An 18,657-nucleotide genomic window follows, 5' to 3' on the forward strand; every position below is an offset into this window, starting at 1 on the left:
TATCTATCCGGACCGACGGTACGTCACTCCTCCGGCTGGCTCGCACGGTACGTTTTTCTTGTGTCTGATGAGCGTCGTCCCGGCGACATGACGCGCTATGCGGTATCAGCACATTACGCCCCGTCACATCCTGTCCACTTTCTAGAGAATTCTGCACGATAAATTTCACTGAAGGTGACGTCGAGACTGGTGTGGGAGTGATCACTAGGGCAGAATGTGATCCGATGTCCCGGGCGGGACCGGTACGGGCGCGAGGCCGCTGGGGAAGGCGCACCTCGAACCGCACAGGAGGCACCGGTGACGACACGTGGAGTTCTGTATGTGCACTCCGCTCCGCGCGCGCTGTGCCCGCACGTCGAATGGGCCATCGCGGGCGTCCTCGGCGTGCGTGTCACCCTCGACTGGATCAAGCAACCCGCGGCGAACGGCACCTGGCGGGCCGAGTTCTCCTGGCAGGGTGAGGTCGGCACGGCCTCCAAAATGGCGTCCGCCCTCCGCGGCTGGCATCTGCTGCGCTTCGAGGTGACCGCCGAGCCCTGCGCCACCGCCGAGGGCGAGCGCTACAGCTCCACCCCCGAGCTGGGCATCTTCCACGCCGTCACCGGAATGCACGGCGACATCCTGATCCCCGAGGACCGGCTGCGCGCCGCCCTCGCCCGCTCCGTCCGCGGCGAGAGCGACCTCGGGGCGGAGATCGCCAAGCTGCTCGGCAAGCCCTGGGACGACGAGCTGGAGCCGTTCCGCTACGCGGGTGAGGGCGCCCCCGTCCGCTGGCTGCACCAGGTGGTCTGAGTGCCTGACGCGCCGCCACCCCTTTGTCCTGGAGCGCACTTCAGGTCTTAGCGTGGCGGCATGACCGAACAACTCCCGGCAACGTCCGTCGCGGTCCTCGGCACCGGCATCATGGGCTCCGGCATGGCCCGCAACCTCGCCCGCTCCGGGCTCGACGTCCGTGCGTGGAACCGCACCCGGTCCAAGGCCGAGCCGCTCGGCCAGGACGGCGTACGCGTCACCGACACCCCGGCCGAGGCCGTGGACGGCGCCGATGTCGTCCTGACGATCCTCTACGACGGCGCCGCGGCCCTCGAGACGATGCGGCAGGCCGCCTCCGCGCTGCGCCCCGGGACCGTATGGGCCCAGGCCACCACGGCGGGGCTGGAGGCGATGGAATCGCTCGCCGCGTTCGCCCGTGAGAAGGATCTCGTCCTCATCGACTCGCCCGTCCTCGGCACCAAGCAGCCCGCGGAGAGCGGACAGCTTCTGGTGCTGGCCGCCGGCCCTCGCCCCGTCCGCCCGGCCGTCCGGCCGGTCTTCGACGCCATCGGCAGCCGTACGGTGTGGGTCGGCGACAGCGCGGAGGGCGCCGCCGCCACCCGGCTCAAGCTGGTGCTCAACAGCTGGGTCCTCAATATCACCCACGCCACCGCCGAGGCGGCCGCCCTCGCCAAGGGGCTGGGCGTGGACTTTCAGGGCTTCCTGGACGGGGTGGAGGGCGGACCGCTGGACAACGGCTATATGCGGGTCAAGTCGGGCCAGCTTTTCCGGGGCGACCTCGAGCCCAGCTTCGCGACCAAGACCGCCGAGAAGGACGCCCGGCTGATCGTGGAGGCCGGGGAGCGCGCCGGAGTGCGGCTGGACCTGGCGACGGCGGGCCAGGAGCGGTTCCGCCGCGCCATCGAGGCGGGCCACGGCGACGAGGACATGGTGGCCTCGTACTTCGCCAGCTTCGACGGTGAGGCCCCCTGACACACGAACGGCCCGCCCCCGGCCGGAGCCGGAGGCGGGCCGCACCCGCGTATCAGCGCGTTGGGCAATGCATCAAACCGTAAGGCCGTCAGGCCGTTCGCGCGTCAGACCGTGCGGAAGGCCAGCACCACATTGTGGCCGCCGAAGCCGAACGAGTCGTTCAGCGCGACGAGCGGGCCCTGGCCCGGCAGCGACCGGGGCTCGCCGGTCACGAAGTCCGCGTCCGCCTCCGGGTCCGGGGAGACGAGGTTGATCGTCGGCGGGGCGATCCGGTGGTACAGCGCGAGCACGCTGGCCACCGTCTCCACACCGCCGGCGCCGCCCAGCAGATGCCCCGTCATGGACTTGGTGGCGGAGATCGCCATCTGGTCCACATCGTCGCCGAAGACCTTGCGCAGCGCCTTGATCTCGGCCACGTCGCCCTGCGGCGTCGAGGTCGCGTGCGCGTTGACATGCACGATCTCGGTGCCGTTCAGGCCGGTGTTCTGCACCAGGTTCTGCAGCGCGTGCGCGATGCCGTTGCCCGACGGCTCCGGCTGGGTGATGTGGTGGGCGTCGGCCGAGATGCCCTGGCCGACCGCCTGCGCGTACACCCGGGCGCCGCGCGCGGCGGCGTGCTCCGCCGACTCCAGGACGATGGCGCCCGAGCCCTCGCCCATCACGAAGCCGTTGCGGTCGACGTCGAACGGGCGCGAGGCGCCCTGCGGGTCGTCGTTGTTCTTGGACATCGCCATCATGTTGCCGAAGGCGACCATGGGGAGCGGGTGGATGGACGCCTCGGTGCCGCCCGCGACGACCACATCGGCGCGGCCGGTGCGGATCATCTCGATGGCGTAGCCGATGGCCTCCGCGCCGGACGCGCACGCGCTGACCGGCGTATGGACGCCGGCGCGGGCGCCGACCTCCAGGCCCACATTGGCCGCCGGGCCGTTGGGCATCAGCATCGGCACGGTGTGCGGGGAGACCTTGCGGACACCCTTCTCGCGCAGCACGTCGTACTGGTCGAGCAGGGTGGTCACCCCGCCGATGCCGGAGGCCACGACCGCGCCGAGGCGGTCGGGGTCGACCGACGGGTCCTCGCCCGCCTTGGCGGTGAAGCCCGCGTCCGCCCATGCCTCACGGGCCGCGATCAGGGCGAACTGCGCCGACCGGTCGAGCTTGCGGGCCTGCGGGCGAGGGATGATGGTGCCCGGCTCCACCGCGATCTTCGCGGCGATGCGGACCGGCAACTCGGCCGACCATTCCTCCTCCAGGAGGTTCACGCCGGACCGGCCGGCCAGCAGGGCCTCCCAGGTCGTTGAGGCGTCGCCACCCAGCGGCGTCGTGGCACCAACACCGGTGACGACCACGGTGCGATTGGTCGAGTTCACAGGAATTCCTACTCCACGTGTAGAAGGTGCTGGACCCGCCACCGCATGGGTGGCGACAACGGCCTTAAGGGGCTCAGCCCTGGTGCTTGAGGATGTAGTCGACGGCGTCGCCGACGGTCTTGAGGTTCTTGACGTCGTCGTCCGGGATCTTCACGTCGAAGCGCTCCTCGGCGGCGACGACCACCTCGACCATGGACAGCGAGTCGACGTCCAGGTCGTCGGTGAAGGACTTGTCCAGCAGGACGTCCTCGGTCGGGATACCGGCGATCTCGTTGACGATCTCGGCGAGACCCTCGAGGATCTCTTCCTGAGTGGCGGCCATTGCGGCGCTCCTTCTTCGGTGTGTTGCGGTGGTGGCGCAGCGTCCGACTTCTGCCGAGCTGCGTGGATATGGACTATGGAGCCTAAGGGAGGGTAACGACCGTCGCTGCGTAGACGAGACCCGCTCCGAATCCGATGACGAGCGCGGTGTCGCCGCTCTTCGCCTGCCCCGTCGCCAACAGCCGCTCCATGGCGAGCGGAATGGAGGCGGCCGAGGTGTTGCCGGTGGTCTCCACATCACGGGCGACCGTGACGTGCTCCGGCAGCTTGAGGGTTTTGATCATCGAGTCGATGATCCGCATATTGGCCTGGTGGGGGATGAACGCGTCGAGGTCGTCCGGGGCGACCCCGGCCTCGTCCAGGGCCTGCTGGGCGACCTTCGCCATCTCGTAGACGGCCCAGCGGAAGACCGCCTGGCCCTCCTGGCGCAGCGCCGGATAGCGCACCTCGGCGGCGTCCTGGTCGCGGTAGACGTCCCAGGGCAGCGTCTGGGTGATGGTGTCGGACTTGTCGCCCTCCGAGCCCCAGACGGTGGGGCCGATGGCGGGCTCCTTGGAGGGGCCGACCACCACGGCGCCGGCGCCGTCGCCGAACAGGAAGGCCGTCGCGCGGTCCTCCAGATCGGTCAGGTCCGAAAGCCGCTCGACCCCGATGACCAGCACATGCTCCGCGGTGCCGTCGGTGACCATGCCCTTGGCGAGGGCCAGCCCGTAGCCGAAGCCGGCACAGCCCGCCGAGATGTCGAACGCGGCCGGCTTGCCGGTGCCCAGCAGATGCGCGATCTCGGTCGCGACCGCCGGGGTCTGCTTGAAATGCGAGACCGTCGAGACGATCACGGCGCCGATCTGTTCCGGGCTCAGGCCGGCATCGGCGATGGCCTTGCCGCCCGCCTCCACGGACATGGCGGCGACCGTCTCATCCGGACCGGCCCAGTGCCGGGTGGCGATGCCCGAGCGGGAGCGGATCCACTCGTCGGAGGAGTCGATGTGCTTGAGGATCTCCTCGTTCGGCACCACCCGGGTCGGACGGTAGCCACCGACGCCGAGAATGCGCGCGTACGGGGCGCCCTTACTGGGCTTGATCTTCGCGGTCATGCTTCTCGGAGCTCCTCTTCGGCCGGTGTGGCGACGGCGGGAATGGCGTGCTCCTCGATCAGCGCACGGGCCGCGTCGAGATCGTCCGGAGTCTTCAGCGCCAGGTTGGTGACGCCCGGCAGGGCACGCTTGGCGAGGCCGGTGAGCGTGCCGCCCGGGGCCACCTCGATCAGCGCGGTGACGCCCAGCTCCTGGAAGGTCTCCATGCACAGGTCCCAGCGCACCGGGTTGGACACCTGGGCGACCATTCGCTCGATCACCCCGGCCCCGGACGTCACGACCCCGCCGTCACGGTTGGAGACGTAAGCGGTGCGCGGATCGGCCACCGGAACGCCCGCGACCAGGGCCTCGAGGGCGGCGACCGCCGGGGCCATATGGTCGGTGTGGAACGCGCCGGCCACCTTGAGCGGTACGACGCGGCGCACCCCCTCGGGCTTGTCCTCGGCCAGCGCCGCAAGCTGCTCGGCGGTGCCCGCGGCCACGATCTGTCCGGCGCCGTTGACGTTCGCCGGGGTCAGCCCGTGCTTGTCCAGATGGGCGACGACATCGTCCTGCTCACCACCCAGTATGGCGGCCATTCCGGTCTCGGTGCGGCTCGCGGCCTCCGCCATGGCGAGCCCGCGCCGGCGGACCAGCACCATGGCCGCCTCATCGGTGAGCACACCGGCGGCCACGGCCGCGGTGATCTCGCCGACGCTGTGGCCCGCGACCGCGCCGATACGGCTCGGCAGCCCCGCGAGACCGGTCGCGCCCTCGATGCCCTCGCCGAACAGCGCGTGGGCGGAGACCAGACCGGCGGCCACCAGCAGCGGCTGGGCCACCGCGGTGTCGCGGATCTCCTCCTCGTCGGCCTTGGTGCCGTAGTGGATGAGGTCCAGCCCGGACACGGCCGACCACCACGTCAGACGTTCGGTGACGCCGGGCAGGTCGAGCCAGGGGGTGAGGAAGCCGGGCTTTTGAGCGCCCTGGCCGGGAGCGACGAGTACGAGCACTCTCACACTCTCTCTTGTGGACGGTCCGACTCGCCCGTGAGGACAAGGACGAAGAACCGTCAGGGGAATTGTGGAGGTCCAACAAACGGTCAGGGCAATATGTTCGCGTCGGCGAGACGGCCCAGGATCAGGGCTATGCGCAGAGTAAACGCTGACCTGACGTCGGAAGGTGACCATCCGGTGACGTCCGTCACACGTCGTAGCCGGTAGCGGACGGTGTTCGGGTGAACGAAGAGCATCCGGGCCGCCCCCTCCAGACTGCTCGCCTGTTCGAGGTACACACTCAGTGTCTCGAGCAGTGCCGAACCGGCTTCCTCCAGCGGTCTGTAGATCTCCTCCACCAACTGCTCACGGGCAGCAGGGTCCCCGGCCATCGCGCGCTCGGGCAGCAGATCGTCCGCGAGCACCGGACGGGGCGCGTCCGGCCAGGCGGTGCACGCCTTCAGCCCGGCCGCCGCCGCCCCCGCCGAGCGGGTCGCGGCCAGCAGGTCGGAGACCACCGGACCGGCCACCACCGGGCCGGGGGCGTACGGCCCGATCAGCGCCTTCGCCGCCTGCAGCGGATTGTCCGAGCCGCCCGCGACCACCACCAGCCGGTCGCCCAGCACCCCGGTGAGGACCTGCAGCTTGGCGTGGCGGGCGGCCCGGCGGATCGCCTCGACCGTCAGCTCGCTGTCCCCGTCGGGGGCGGTGCCCAGCACCACGCACACATGCTCGGGGGAGTTCCAGCCGAGCGCCGCGGCGCGGGACAGCGCCCCCTCGTCCGCCTCCCCGGACAGCACCGCGTTGACCACCAGCGACTCCAGCCGGGCGTCCCAGGCGCCGCGCGCCTCGGCGGCCTGCGCGTACACCTGGGCGGTGGCGAAGGCGATTTCCCGCGCGTACACCAGCAGCGCCTCGCGCAGCACCGACTCATCGCCCGGGGCCGCCACGTCGTCGATCGCCGACTCCATGACCTCGATGGTCGTGCGGACCATCTCCACGGTCTGCCGCAGCGTGATCGCCCGGGTCAGCTCGCGCGGGGCGGTGCCGAACACATCGGTGCTGATCGCCTGGGGCGCCTCGGGGTGGCGAAACCATTCGGTGAAGGCCGCGATGCCCGCCTGTGCCACCAGCCCGATCCAGGAGCGGTTCTCGGGCGGCATCGCGCGGTACCACGACAGCTGCTCGTCCATGCGCGCGATGGCGTTGGCGGCGAGCTTCCCGGAGGACTTCTCCAGGCGGCGCAGGGTGGCACTGTGCGGATGCGGGGTGTTCGAGGCTGGTTCAGGCACGAGGACAAGACTGCCTTATCGGGTGGTGAGCGCTGGGGGCGGGAGGCTACGCGGGGGTAGGGGCGGGGCCGGGGCGGACGGGTCGGGGCGCACTACCGTGGACCGGGTGATGTGGATACAGCGGTCCGGTGCACGGTATCCGGGTGGGGAGGGCGCGGGCATCGAGACGCGCCACGCCTTTTCCTTCTCTGGGTACTACGACCCCGGCAACGTGCGGTTCGGGTCCCTCGTCGCCTGCAACGAGGAGCGGCTCGCCCCTGGTGCGGGCTTCGCCGAGCATCCGCACCGCGATCTGGAGATCGTCACCTGGGTCGTCGAGGGCGAGCTCACGCACGAGGACTCCACCGGCGCGCGGACCGTGGTGCGCCCCGGCGATGTGCAGCGGCTCAGCGCCGGAAGCGGAGTGCGTCACACCGAGCGCAACGCGGGCGCGGAACCCCTCACCTTCGTCCAGATGTGGCTGGTGCCGGGCGCAGGCGCCGCGACGGACCCCGGGTACGAGGTGGTGCGCGGCATCGCCGACGGCACCCCGTACGCACTGGAGCGCACCGAGGTGGTGCTGCATGTGCGTCGGCTGGCGGACGGCGAGCGCACCGCGCTGCCGGACGCGCCGTGGGTGTACGTGCATGCGGTGCGCGGCGCGGCGCGGATCGAGGGGGAGACCCTCGGGCCCGGCGACGCGGCCCGGATCTCGGGTGCGGAGGGTCTGGAGGCGCGCGCCGAGGGCCCCGCCGAGCTGCTGATCTGGGAGATGCACGCGGAGCCGGTCTACGGCTGAGGGGCTTATGGCTGAGAGGTCTATGCGCTCAGCTCGGCCAGGATCGCGTCGGTGAGCGGAGGCCAGACCTCGACCGCCCAGGGGCCGAAGGCCCGGTCGGTCAGGGTGACGCAGGCGGCGCGGGCGTCCGGGTCGACCCACAGGAACGTCCCGGACTGGCCGAAATGTCCAAAGGTGCGGGGCGAGGAGGAGGCGCCGGTCCAGTGCGGCGACTTGCCGTCGCGTATCTCGAAGCCGAGCCCCCAGTCGTTGGGCCGCTGATGGCCGTAGCCGGGCAGCACACCCGTGAGACCCGGGTGGACCACGGAGGTGGCCTCGGCCAGCGTCTCGGCCGCCAGCAGCCGCGGGGCCTGCAGCTCCGCCGCGAAGCGGACCAGGTCGTCCACGGTCGAGACGCCGTCCTTGGCGGGCGAGCCGGTCAGCTCGGTGGCGGTCATGCCGAGCGGCTCCAGCACCGCCTGGCGCAGATACTCCGGGAACGGGATGTCCGTGGCCTTGGCGATGTGATCGCCCAGCACTTCGAACCCGGCGTTGGAGTAGAGCCGGCGGTTGCCGGGCGCGGCGACCGAGCGGTGCTCGTCGAAGGCGAGCCCGGAGGTGTGCGCCAGCAGATGGCGCACCGTGGAGCCCTCGGGCCCGGCCGGTTCGTCCAGCTCCACCGCGCCCTCCTCGACGGCGAGCAGCGCGGCGTAGGCGGCGAGCGGCTTGGTGACCGAGGCGAGGGGGAAGCGATGGCCGGTCGGGCCGTACGATCCGGCCAGGGTGCCGTCCGCGCGTACGACGGCCGCCGCCGCCGTCGGGACCGGCCAGTTCTCGATCATCCGCAGGCTCTCCATGCCCCTGAGCCTAGTGGCGGGCACCGCGCGGACTCACGGCACCCAAGGTTCCGCCAAATCTTCGCTTGCTTGGAGTGCACTCCAAGTCAATAGCGTTGAAGACGTCGATGAGGTGTGCGGATCGGCGACCTGCGAGAGGTGAATCGGCATGACCCTGATGGAGAGCGCCCCGGTGAAGGTCCGCGCCTGCGCGGGGAGGGGCGGGCACCCCCGGCCCAGCGGGCAGGACGGCTACACGATCAGTGAGGTGGTCGCCCATACCGGGCTGACGGCGCACACCCTGCGCTGGTACGAGCGGATCGGGCTGATGCCGCATGTGGACCGTACGCACACCGGCCAGCGCCGCTTCACCAACCGCGACCTGGACTGGCTCGATCTCGTCGGCAAGCTGCGGCTGACCGGGATGCCGGTCGCGGACATGGTCCGCTACGCCGAGCTGGTGCGCGAGGGCGAGCACACCTTCGCCGAGCGTGAGGAGCTGCTGACCACGCACCGCGCGAATGTGCGGGAGCGGATCGCCGAGCTGCAGAGCACGCTCGAAGTCCTCGACTTCAAGATCGATGTCTACGCTGACGCCCGGAGGGTGTCGGAGAGGTTTGACCCGGTATGAGCAACAGCACCAACGAGACCATCGCGACCGTCGGCCTGGGGGCCGGCGGACCGGAGGTCGGCGTCCAGGGCCTGGGCTGCATGGGCATGAGCTGGGGCTACGGACCGACCCACGACGAGGCGGAGGCGCGGGCCACGCTGGAGCGGGCCCTGGAGCTGGGCGTCACGCTCTTCGACACCGCCGATGTCTACGGCTTCGGGCGGAACGAGGAGTTCATCTCCCCCTTCGTCCGGGCCCACCGCGACCGGATCACCCTGGCCACCAAGTTCGCCATCGAGCGCGACGAGAGCGATCCGTTCGGCAACCAGCAAATCCGCAACGACCGCCCGTACATCCGCCAGGCCATCGAGGGCAGTCTGCGCCGGCTGGCGGTCGACCATGTCGATCTGTACTACATGCACCGGCGCAACCCCGAGGTGCCGCTGGAGGAGAGCGTCGGCGCCATGGCCGAGCTGGTGGCCGAGGGGAAGGTCAAGCACCTCGGGCTGAGCGAGGTCACGGCCAAGGAGCTGCGCGCGGCGCACGCGGTGCATCCGATCGCGGCGGTGCAGTCGGAGTGGTCGCTGTTCAGCCGCGATGTGGAGGGCGGCGGAGCGAACAGCGTCGCGGCCACCGCCGCCGAGCTGGGTGTCGCCCTCGTCCCGTACTCTCCGCTCGGCCGAGGCTTCCTCACCGGCTCCTTCGTCCAGGCCGAGCAGGAGCTGAGCGAGGGCGACTTCCGCCGCCTGCAGCCCCGCTTCACCGGCGACAACGCGGCCACCAACGCCGCGCTGCTGGAGCCGATCCGGAAGATCGCCGAGGCGCGCGGCGCCACGCTCGCCCAGATCGCGCTGGCCTGGGTGCAGCAGCAGGCCCAGGTCTACGGGCTCGCCGTGGTGCCGATCCCCGGCACCCGCACCCGCGCCCGGATCGAGCAGAACACCGGCGCGACCCGGATCGAGCTGAGCGCGGACGAGCTGGCCGCGCTGGAGCCGATCGCGGGACAGGTGGCGGGCGCCCGCTACGCCGATATGAGCGCGACGAGCGCGGGCCGGGAGTAGCGGGCGGCGTCGGGCCGCGGCGGGGCGGCAGCCGGTGCGCGGTGCTGCCGGCCCCGGGCAGCCCCTGGGCTTGTGCAGAGCGAAGGGGCGGCGGGCCGGGTGCGGCGTACCGCGCATGGTGCTGCCGGGTGCCGGGTGCCGGGTGCCGGGCGCGACCGGTCAGACGCTTCAGGTAGGCGGCCGGGGCGCGGCGGGGCGGCCGCCGGGAGGCGATGGCGGGCGTCGGGCCGTAACGGCGGGCGCCAGGGCGCGACGGGTGGCCGACGGCACCCGGCACCGCCCGGTGCCGGGCGGGACGGCGGTCAGATGAGACCTTGGCGGCAGTCCGGCCCCGTGCCCGGACTGCCGCCGTCCTCCTCGGCGCATCGCACCTCGTGGAAGTCCCCGAGCGCGATCCGCGAGAAGTTGCGCAGCGAGTCGGTCCCCGGCGCGAAGTAGCCGGTGTGGCCCTGGGCGCTTTCGGAGGAGACCACCCGGGCGCCGAAGGACGGATCGGTCGGGTCGTCGCCGTGGCCCAGGCCCAGGAAGTCATAGCCGGTCACCCGCCGGATCCAGTCGGTGCGGTCCCGCGCCGCCCAGACCCGGGCCCCGGTGCGCAAGGCCCCGGCGCTGTCCGCGCGCATCCCCGGGCTGCCCAGCACCACCAGGTCGGAGACGCGGGCGCGGTCCATCGCGGAGGCGGCCAGCCCGCAGACCACCGAGCCGTAGCTGTGGCAGAAGACGGCGGGCGGGGCGTCGGCGGTGGCCGCGGTGGTCACGGCGAGCCCCGCGAGGAACCGGTCCAGGCGGGGCGCGCCCGCCTTGGCCAGCCGGCTGGTGGCGGCGTCCGGGCCCAGCCCGACCGGGGTCGTGTAGCCGACCCAGGCGATGACGGCGGTCGGGGTGGCGGGCGCGTCCTTCGCCATCTGCGCCCGCAGCGACCGCGCCATCCCGGCCGGGGCGCCGTACGGGTCGCCCGTGCGGTCGAAGGCGTTCAGGTCGATGTCCGAGCCCGGCACGATCACGGCCGTGCGCCGCGCCGTCGCCAAGTCCCCGTACACCTCGGCCACTTGGCCGCGCCCGCGCGGATCGAAGGCGAGGATCTGGCGGCCGGGCGCGAGCAGCGCCGCGTACCGCTCGACGAGCGGGCTCCCGGGGTCGGCCGTCCGCTCCTTGTGCCAGGCGGCCCGGATCGCCCGGGAGTTGGCCTCGTACCGCAGGCTCAGCGGCGCGCCGTCCAGATTGCCCACCACCTCGGGATGCCGGATGACCAGCGCCTTTCGCTGGACGTCGGTGAGCCGGTCGAAGAACCGGGCGATCTCGGCGGGCGAGGTGGTGGCCGGATCGGGCAGTTCGCGCCCGGCCCCGCCCAGCGAATGGTCCGACAGCCATGCGGCGGTGCCGGGCGGCGGGCCGGTGATGGCCTGCTCCTCGTGGGCCACGGTCCAGCCGGCCGTCCCCGCCATGACGGTGACGGTGAGCGCCGCGGTGATCAGGCGTCGCGCGTAGTGCCTGGTGCGTACCGTCTGGGACATGGCCGGGGCTTCCCTCTTCCGTCGGTGACGGAGGGAAAGGTAGAGAGCCGTCGGGTGGCGGTACGTCACCCCCCGGTGCCAAGTGGGATGTCATACCCCAGTAGGGGGTCGCGGGCCGGCCCGGGTCACTGGCCCGGCGTCACCAGGCCCGATTCGTAAGCGAAGATCACCGCCTGGGCGCGGTCGCGGAGCCCCAGCTTGGCCAGCACCCGGCCGATATGCGTCTTCACCGTCTGCTCCGCGAGCACCAGCGACTCGGCGATCTCCTGGTTGGACAGGCCCCGCGCGATCAGCTCCAGCACCTCGGTCTCACGCGGCGTCAGCCCGCTGCGCCGCGCGGACGGGCCGTCGCGGCGCGGGGCGGGGCGCTGGCGGGCGAAGTCGGCGATCAGCCGGCGGGTGACGGACGGGGCGAGCAGCGCCTCGCCCGCCGCGACCACCCGCACCGCGGAGATCAGATCGGCCGGCGGGGCGTCCTTGAGCAGAAAGCCGCTGGCCCCGGCGCGCAGCGCCTCGTAGACGTAGTCGTCCACATCGAAGGTGGTGAGCATCAGGACCTTGGGCCGGTGGATGACCCCGCGCGGCGGGTCCAGCAGTTGCCGGGCCGCCTCGAGCCCGTCCATCTCGGGCATCCGGACGTCCATCAGCACCACATCGGGGTGGGCGCGACGGCTGACCTCCACGCCCTCCCGCCCGTCGGGTGCCTCGCCGACGACGTCGATATCGCTCTGCGCGGCGAGCAGGGCGGCGAACCCGGCCCGCACCATCGCCTGGTCGTCGACGATGATCACCTTGATGGTCATGAAGGGTCCGTCTCTTCGAGGTCTACCAGGGGGAGCCGGGCCGCGACGCGGAAGCCGCCGTCGGGGAGTGGACCGGTGTCGAGCATGCCGCCGACGAGCCGTACGCGCTCGACCATGCCGACGAGGCCATGGCCGGTGCCGCTGGTCTCCAGGGGCTTGGTGGGCGCGCTGTCGGGCGGGCCGTTGACCACCAGCAGGGTCAGCGCCGAGCGGTCGTCGGCCGCCGAGATGGCCACCCGGGTGGCGGCGCCCGGCGCGTGCCGCACCACATTGGCCAGCGCCTCCTGCACGATGCGGTACGCGGACAGCCCCACGGCCTGCGGCAGCGGTTCGAGCTCGGCCACCTCGTCCGCGATGGTCAGCGTGGTCGGTATGCCGGCCCGTACCGTCGCCTCGACCAGTTGCGGCACCTGCCGCAGCCCCGGCTGCGGCGCCCGTTCACCGCGGGTCTCCTCGCTGCGCAACACGCCCAGCAGCCGCCGCATTTCGGCGAGGGATTCCCGGGCGGTGGCGGCGATGGTGGAGAACTCCCGCTCCGCCTCGGACGGCAGCCCGCCGATCCGGTACGGGGCGCTGTCGGCCTGCACGGTGATCACGGACATGTGGTGGGCGACCACGTCGTGCAGCTCGCGGGCGATCCGGGTGCGCTCCTCCAGCAGGGTGCGATGGGCCCGTTCGGCCTCGCTGATCGTCTCCTGCTCGGCCAGCCGCCGCTGGGCGTCGCCGCGCTCCCGCAGCGCCCCGGCGACCAGCAGCACCACTCCGCTGAGCACGAACAGCACCACATTGCTGCCGTTGCTCTTGTCCGGGAAGGCCATACCGAGTGACAGTCCGGCGGTGCCGGTGACCAGCCACACCGCCACCAGGGTGCGGCGCGGTTCGCGCAGCGCCAGGGCGAGCAGCAGGAAGAGATAGCCGATGATGGGGCCCGGCAGCCAGGGCCACACCCGGTTCTCCAGGTGCTCGGCGGTGCCGAGCACCACCAGGGCGCAGACGATGTCGGAGAGGAAGACGATCCACCACGCCTGCAGGGGACGGGTGACGGACAGCAGCAGCGGGGTGGTCTGGACGATGCCGATCAGCGTGGCCACGCCGCCGCCCACCCCGTAGTCGCCTGACAGGACTTGGGCGGAGGTGGGGACCAGGATCGTGGTGAGGATCATCGCCACGCCGTACGGCACCCGGCGCAGCCAGCGCCGGGGCGACTGGGCGAACAGCGGTGTCGCCGGATAGCTGGGGGTGACCAGGGCCCGGGCGAGGGCGCCCGCCTGGCGCCGGGCGGCCTTGGGCAGGCTCTCGTGCGCGGTGGAGGAGGCGGCGGTGGACGCCGGACCGGCGGCCCCGTCGGCCGGTGCGGAGGAGGGACCGGACACTTACAGCTCCGCCAGCAGCTCGGCCTTCTTCGCGCTGAACTCGTCGTCGGTCAGCAGCCCGGCTGTGTGCAGCTCGCCCAGATGACGGATGCGCTCGGCGATGTCGGCGGGGTCGCGGCGCGGGGCCCCGGCCCGGTTCGAGGACGGGGCGCCCTCGGTGCACGGCACCGGGGAGGAGGCCCGTATCGCCTCCAGGACGGCCGCGGCGAACGGCAGCGACTGGTGGACGAGGCCGTAGCCCATCCCGAACACGACGGCCGCCGGGTCCTGGTCGGGGCGGCCGAGGGGCTCGTCCTCGGCGGAGCGCCGCAGCAGCCGCAGATAGCCGTGGCCACCGCCCTTGGGGGCGGCCTTGCCGGTGCCGTTCCTGGCCGTGCCGTCCTTGGCGGAGGCGCCTTTGGCCGAAGCGCCCTTGGCGGAGGCGCCCTTGGCAGAGCCCTCCTTGGGGGCGGTGCCCGCCGAGCCCCGGCTCTCCGGGGACCGCCACTCCACACCGGTCAGCTCGTCGATCCGGAAGCGCTGGTCCCCGACCTTCCACTTCTCCGAGGAGGCGCCGGTCCAGAACCAGCGGAAGGAGATCGCCTTGCCGTCGAAGGACGCCTTGCCGTCGTACGCCTTGAAGGACAGCGGCGCCGGGGGCGCGGTCACCAGATGCGCCTCGGCGGGGACGTCCGCGTCCGGGCACAGGGACTCGCGTATCCGCTCGGCGTAGTAGTCCGCGAGCGTCTCCCGCTCGGCGGGCAGCACCAGGCGGTACGGGTCGTACGCCTCCTTGAGCTGGCCGCCCGCGGCGTCCATCAGGGGGTCGGCGCCTGGTCTGGGCACGGCGCGCAGCACCACCGTTCCCCGTTTGCCGACAGCGAGCTCCACTCCGGACAGCGCCTCGAAGGGGATGCGGCGTTCGCCGAGCGCCTGGAGCAGCTTCGGCGTGCGAATCCCCCGTTCGAAGCGGATGAGCATGGAGTCGGTGTCGAACTCCCAGACGGTCTGAAAACCGGCCAGCACATCACCCATGCGGCTCATCGTATGCGGCGGCGGCCCGCCCGTCCCCCTTTGAAGCTACGCGCGTCACTAGAGTTTCCGGTGTATGCGCCGGGCGTCAGCGTAGCCCCGCGGTGCAGTCGTCGCCGTCGCCGCAGCTCACGGACTGGACAGCACCGATTCCCACCCGCGCGAAGTTGTCCAGGCTGGTCGTGCCCGGTTCGAAGTATCCGGCGTGTCCATCCGCCCCGTCCGCGGACAGCAGCCGGGCGCCGAAGCCCGAGGAGACCGGGTCCGCGCCATGGCCGAGCCCGCCGACCTCCAGATGCGGAATGTCCCCGATCCAGTCGCCGGAGTCCCGCATCGCCCACACCCGGGCGCTGGTCCCCAGGTCGGAGACGTGGTCGGCGCGCATCCCGGGGCTGCCGGCCACCGCGATATCGGTGACCTTGGGCGGCAGATCGCGGGCGGCGACCCCGCACACCACCGAGCCGTAGCTGTGGCACATCAGCGAGACCCGGGAGAGCGCGGGCAGCGCGTCGACCAGCGCGCGCAGCCGCACCGCGCCCTGGGCGGCCAGCTTGCCGGTGGCCGCGTCCATGCCGATCCCGGCGGGGGAGGTGTAGTCGGCCCAGGCGATGACGGCAGTCTTGGTGTCCGGGGCGTCGGCCCGCTCGTTCTCGTAGAGCGCGTGGGCCATCCCGACCGTGGCGGTGTACGGGCGCCCGGACTTCTGGAACGTCAGGATGTCGGTGTCCACACCCGGCACCACGATCGAGACCCGGTTGGCGTGGGCGAGGTCGCCGAAGACCTCGGCGGCCCGTCCGGCGCCCGACGGATCGAAGGAGAGGATCTGCCGCCCCGCGCCCAGCAGGTCCTGGTAGCGGTTCATCCGGCGGGTCGCGTCCGAGCGGCCCATCGGGGTGAGCCGGGCGTCGTGCATCCGCTTGCGCTCATCGGCGCGCGCCTGGGTCAGGGCGACGCGGTTGGCCCGGAACCGCAGGTCCACCGGCGCGCCGTTGAGATTGCCCACGGCCAGCGGATAGCGCCGCACCAGGCGGTCCGTCTGGGCCTTGGTGAGCGAGTCGAACCAGCGGCCGAGGACGCGCGGCGAGCCGTACGGATCGGGCAGCGCGCGGCCGCCGAGCGATCCGTGGCGCCAGGCGCTGATCGACGCGGAGAGCGCGTCCGGGGCTCCTCTGTGGCTCCGTACGGCCGTCCACCCGGTGGTGGCGAGGAGGACGAACACCACCGCCAGCGCGAGCAGGGCGCGCCAAGCGGTGGAACCGGGGGAGGGGGAGCCGAGCTCCGAGAAGGAAGTCACCGCGGCACACCCTAGGAGAAGCGTGGTGCCAGGTGCCAAATGCCGTGATTCATCTCACGTTTGACAGCGGGAATCCTTGGGAGCTATGTCGGAATTGATGCTATTTATCCCATTGTCCGGCGAGGGTAGGGCCCACGTAATCAAGATGGAACGCGGTGAGGTCTCGCAACGTGACCATGCTGTCCTCCTCGCCCTCGCCCCACAGCTTCCCGGACACCCGGATCACTCCGCTGAACATCGCGACCACCAGCCGCGGCCGCGGGTCGGCGTCGATGTCCAGCCCCTCGCGGCGGGCGATCTCGCTCGCCAGCCGCTCCTCCATCTCGGCGGTGCGGCGCAGATGCACGGCGAGCAGGCTCGGCGTCGACTCGATCACCCGGTACATCCGCATATGGAGCTCGGGCGGCACCATCTGCTCGATCGCGTCCCCGATGCTCCCCCAGGCGTCGAGCACCGCGCCGCGCAGCGCCGCCAGCGGTGCCTCGTCCGCGGGGCGCCCGCACAGGGCGGCGAAGAAGTGGCACTCGGCCGACTCCTGGCTGGCGAAGGCGACCTCCTCCTTGTTGGCGAAGTACCGGAAGAAGGTGCGCTGGGAGACCTCGACCGCCTCGGCGATCTCGTCGACCGTCGTGTGCTCGTATCCCTGACGGGTGAACAACTCCAGCGCGGAGCGCACCAGGGCGTTCCGCGTCCGCTGCTTCTTGCGCTCGCGCAGCCCGGGCGGTGGTGGCGTCTTCGGGTCCGCCACTGCCTCGTCCGTTGTCACCTATCGGCTCGCTTTCTGTCGGCTCGGGGGCCGCGTTGCGGCTGCTCAGGATACCTGTGACAGAAACGTCAGTTACCGGCGGATGAATCGGTTTGTCAATTGTCAGACGCTGACATTAGTGTCCGGTCATGACCTCTTCGACCACCGTCGCCGGTTCGGCGCCGGAACCTCCCATAACCGAGGCCCCCAAGGGGCTTCGGGGTCATCCATGGCTGACGCTCCTCACCGTCGCCCTCGGCGTGACGATGGTCGCCCTCGACGGCACGATCGTCGCCATCGCCAACCCGGCCATCCAGAAGGACCTCGGCGCCTCGCTCGCCGATGTTCAGTGGATCACCAACGGCTATCTGCTGGCCCTCGCCGTCGCGCTGATCACGGCGGGCAAGCTGGGCGACCGCTTCGGCCACCGCCAGACCTTCCTGATCGGCGTCATCGGCTTCGCCATCTCCTCGGCCGCCATCGGCTTCTCCGGCGAGGTGTCGCTCGTCGTGGTGTTCCGGGTGCTGCAGGGCCTGTGCGGCGCGCTGCTGATGCCCGCGGCGCTCGGACTGCTGCGCGCCACCTTCCCCGCCGAGAAGCTCAACATGGCGATCGGCATCTGGGGCGCGGTGATCGGCGCCTCCACCGCCGCCGGACCCATCGTCGGCGGACTGCTCGTCGAGCACGTCAACTGGCAGTCGGTCTTCTTCATCAACGCGCCCGTCGGCGTGCTGGCGCTGGTCCTCGGCCTGCTGCTGCTGGTCGACCACCGCGCCGAGAAGGCCCCGCGCTCCTTCGACCTCCCCGGCATCGTGCTGCTGTCCGGTGCGATGTTCTGCCTCATCTGGGCGCTGATCAACGCCGCCGACTGGCACTGGACCGACCAGCGCACGCTGCTCTTCCTGGGCCTGTCGGTGGTCTGCTTCGTCGCCTTCGTCTTCTGGGAGAGCCGGACGCGGGAGCCGCTGCTGCCGCTCAGCATGTTCCGTTCGGTGGCGCTGAGCGCGGGCACCGTGCTGATGGTGCTGATGGCCTTCGGCTTCATGGGCGGGCTGTTCTTCGTCACCTTCTATCTGCAGAACGTGCACGGGCTGAGCCCCGTCGACAGCGGACTGCGGCTGCTGCCGCTCACCGCGATGATGATCGTCGCCTCGCCGCTGGCCGGTGCGCTGATCACCAAGTTCGGGCCGCGGATGCCGCTGGTGACCTCCATGGTGATCACCGCCGTCTCGATGTTCGGCCTCTCCCGGCTGGACGTGAACAGCGGCGGCCTCGAGATGTCCATCTGGTTCGCCCTGCTGGGCCTCGGCCTCGGCCCGGTGATGGTCGGCGCCACCGAGGTCATCGTCGGCAACGCCCCGATCCAGCACGCCGGTGTCGCCGGCGGCCTCCAGCAGGCCGCGATGCAGGTCGGCGGCAGCCTCGGTACGGCCGTCCTGGGCGCGGTCATGGCGGGCAGGGTGGACAACACGCTGCCGCAGAAGTGGGCCGACGCCGGACTGCCGCCGATGCCCGAGGGCGCGGAGTCCAAGGCGTCGGACGCCGTGGAGGTCGGCATCGCCCCGGTCGCCAAGGGCACTCCGCCGGAGATCGTGGGGAAGATCACGGCCGTCGCGCATGACACCTTCGTGTCAGGGATGGGCCTCGCCTTCACCGTGGCCGCTGTCGTCTCGGTGGTCGCGGCCCTGGTCGCGAGCTTCACCAAGCGCGGCGAGAACGCGGACGCGGCCGGCGGGAGCGTCCACATCTGACCCCTCGCGGTCAACCCCCTATCAGGGTGGACCTTGATCGACCCCATGGTGGCGAACGGGAGCCGGCGGACACGCTGGCTCCCGTTCTGTTCTTTCCACACGGGG

Annotated in this window: 18 protein-coding genes; 6 read left to right on the forward strand and 12 right to left on the reverse strand. The window is 71.6% G+C overall.

The window, feature by feature from the left end; translation table 11 throughout:
* Nucleotides 1-297 precede the first annotated feature (297 nt).
* Nucleotides 298-792 (forward strand): DUF3145 domain-containing protein, encoded by a 495-nt coding sequence (locus tag J5X86_RS10335; RefSeq protein WP_208516424.1) that lies wholly within the window; start codon nt 298-300, stop codon nt 790-792.
* Nucleotides 793-852: 60 nt separating this feature from the next.
* Nucleotides 853-1,746, forward strand: a complete 894-nt coding sequence (locus J5X86_RS10340) for an NAD(P)-dependent oxidoreductase (RefSeq protein WP_208516425.1) — start codon at nt 853-855, stop codon at nt 1,744-1,746.
* Nucleotides 1,747-1,850: 104 nt separating this feature from the next.
* Here J5X86_RS10340 and fabF read toward each other — a convergent pair whose 3' ends face one another.
* The 5 genes from fabF to J5X86_RS10365 form a co-directional block, all read right to left on the reverse strand.
* The gene (gene fabF, locus J5X86_RS10345; protein WP_208516426.1) at nt 1,851-3,116 is read right to left on the reverse strand and encodes a beta-ketoacyl-ACP synthase II; all 1,266 of its coding nucleotides are present in this window, start codon (nt 3,114-3,116) and stop codon (nt 1,851-1,853) included.
* A 73-nt stretch (nt 3,117-3,189) separates the two neighbouring features.
* Nucleotides 3,190-3,438, reverse strand: a complete 249-nt coding sequence (locus J5X86_RS10350) for an acyl carrier protein (protein ID WP_020871568.1) — start codon at nt 3,436-3,438, stop codon at nt 3,190-3,192.
* Between the two features lie 82 nt (nt 3,439-3,520).
* Nucleotides 3,521-4,531, reverse strand: a complete 1,011-nt coding sequence (locus tag J5X86_RS10355; RefSeq protein WP_208516427.1) for a ketoacyl-ACP synthase III — start codon at nt 4,529-4,531, stop codon at nt 3,521-3,523.
* Nucleotides 4,528-5,523: an ACP S-malonyltransferase gene (locus J5X86_RS10360; protein ID WP_208516428.1), complete on the reverse strand. Its 996-nt coding sequence runs from the start codon at nt 5,521-5,523 to the stop codon at nt 4,528-4,530. The genes J5X86_RS10355 and J5X86_RS10360 overlap by 4 nt, the downstream gene beginning before the upstream one ends.
* Before the next feature lie 89 nt (nt 5,524-5,612).
* Nucleotides 5,613-6,797: a CdaR family transcriptional regulator gene (locus tag J5X86_RS10365; protein WP_208516429.1), complete on the reverse strand. Its 1,185-nt coding sequence runs from the start codon at nt 6,795-6,797 to the stop codon at nt 5,613-5,615.
* A gap of 109 nt (nt 6,798-6,906) precedes the next feature.
* On the opposite strand from J5X86_RS10365, the gene J5X86_RS10370 reads away from it, so the two are divergent.
* Nucleotides 6,907-7,575, forward strand: a complete 669-nt coding sequence (locus J5X86_RS10370) for a pirin family protein (protein ID WP_208516571.1) — start codon at nt 6,907-6,909, stop codon at nt 7,573-7,575.
* A gap of 20 nt (nt 7,576-7,595) precedes the next feature.
* Here J5X86_RS10370 and J5X86_RS10375 read toward each other — a convergent pair whose 3' ends face one another.
* Nucleotides 7,596-8,411 (reverse strand): serine hydrolase, encoded by an 816-nt coding sequence (locus J5X86_RS10375; RefSeq protein WP_208516430.1) that lies wholly within the window; start codon nt 8,409-8,411, stop codon nt 7,596-7,598.
* Nucleotides 8,412-8,559: 148 nt separating this feature from the next.
* Between J5X86_RS10375 and J5X86_RS10380 the strand changes: the two genes are divergently transcribed.
* A complete protein-coding gene (locus J5X86_RS10380; protein ID WP_208516431.1) occupies nt 8,560-9,021 on the forward strand; it encodes a MerR family transcriptional regulator in 462 nt (153 codons plus the stop codon).
* Nucleotides 9,018-10,061 (forward strand): aldo/keto reductase, encoded by a 1,044-nt coding sequence (locus J5X86_RS10385; RefSeq protein WP_208516432.1) that lies wholly within the window; start codon nt 9,018-9,020, stop codon nt 10,059-10,061. The genes J5X86_RS10380 and J5X86_RS10385 overlap by 4 nt, the downstream gene beginning before the upstream one ends.
* A 302-nt stretch (nt 10,062-10,363) precedes the next feature.
* On the opposite strand, the gene J5X86_RS10390 is transcribed toward J5X86_RS10385, so the two are convergent.
* The 6 genes from J5X86_RS10390 to J5X86_RS10415 form a co-directional block, all read right to left on the reverse strand.
* Entirely contained in the window at nt 10,364-11,575 is a 1,212-nt protein-coding gene (locus J5X86_RS10390; protein ID WP_208516433.1) for an alpha/beta hydrolase, read from the reverse strand.
* Nucleotides 11,576-11,700: 125 nt separating this feature from the next.
* The gene (locus J5X86_RS10395) at nt 11,701-12,378 is read right to left on the reverse strand and encodes a response regulator transcription factor (protein WP_078641194.1); all 678 of its coding nucleotides are present in this window, start codon (nt 12,376-12,378) and stop codon (nt 11,701-11,703) included.
* On the reverse strand, nt 12,375-13,751 hold the full coding sequence (locus J5X86_RS10400; protein ID WP_208516434.1) for a sensor histidine kinase: 1,377 nt from the start codon (nt 13,749-13,751) through the stop codon (nt 12,375-12,377). The genes J5X86_RS10395 and J5X86_RS10400 overlap by 4 nt, the downstream gene beginning before the upstream one ends.
* The gene (locus J5X86_RS10405) at nt 13,752-14,765 is read right to left on the reverse strand and encodes a DUF4429 domain-containing protein (RefSeq protein WP_208516435.1); all 1,014 of its coding nucleotides are present in this window, start codon (nt 14,763-14,765) and stop codon (nt 13,752-13,754) included.
* A gap of 85 nt (nt 14,766-14,850) precedes the next feature.
* Nucleotides 14,851-16,056, reverse strand: a complete 1,206-nt coding sequence (locus J5X86_RS10410; RefSeq protein ID WP_208516436.1) for an alpha/beta hydrolase — start codon at nt 16,054-16,056, stop codon at nt 14,851-14,853.
* A 100-nt stretch (nt 16,057-16,156) separates the two neighbouring features.
* Nucleotides 16,157-16,822: a TetR family transcriptional regulator gene (locus tag J5X86_RS10415; RefSeq protein ID WP_208516437.1), complete on the reverse strand. Its 666-nt coding sequence runs from the start codon at nt 16,820-16,822 to the stop codon at nt 16,157-16,159.
* Nucleotides 16,823-16,950: 128 nt separating this feature from the next.
* Between J5X86_RS10415 and J5X86_RS10420 the strand changes: the two genes are divergently transcribed.
* A complete protein-coding gene (locus tag J5X86_RS10420; RefSeq protein ID WP_208516438.1) occupies nt 16,951-18,552 on the forward strand; it encodes an MFS transporter in 1,602 nt (533 codons plus the stop codon).
* The last annotated feature ends 105 nt before the right edge of the window (nt 18,553-18,657 follow it).

Source organism: Streptomyces sp. NEAU-YJ-81 (assembly GCF_017592595.1).
Taxonomy (GTDB): Bacteria; Actinomycetota; Actinomycetes; order Streptomycetales; family Streptomycetaceae; genus Streptomyces; species Streptomyces hygroscopicus_B.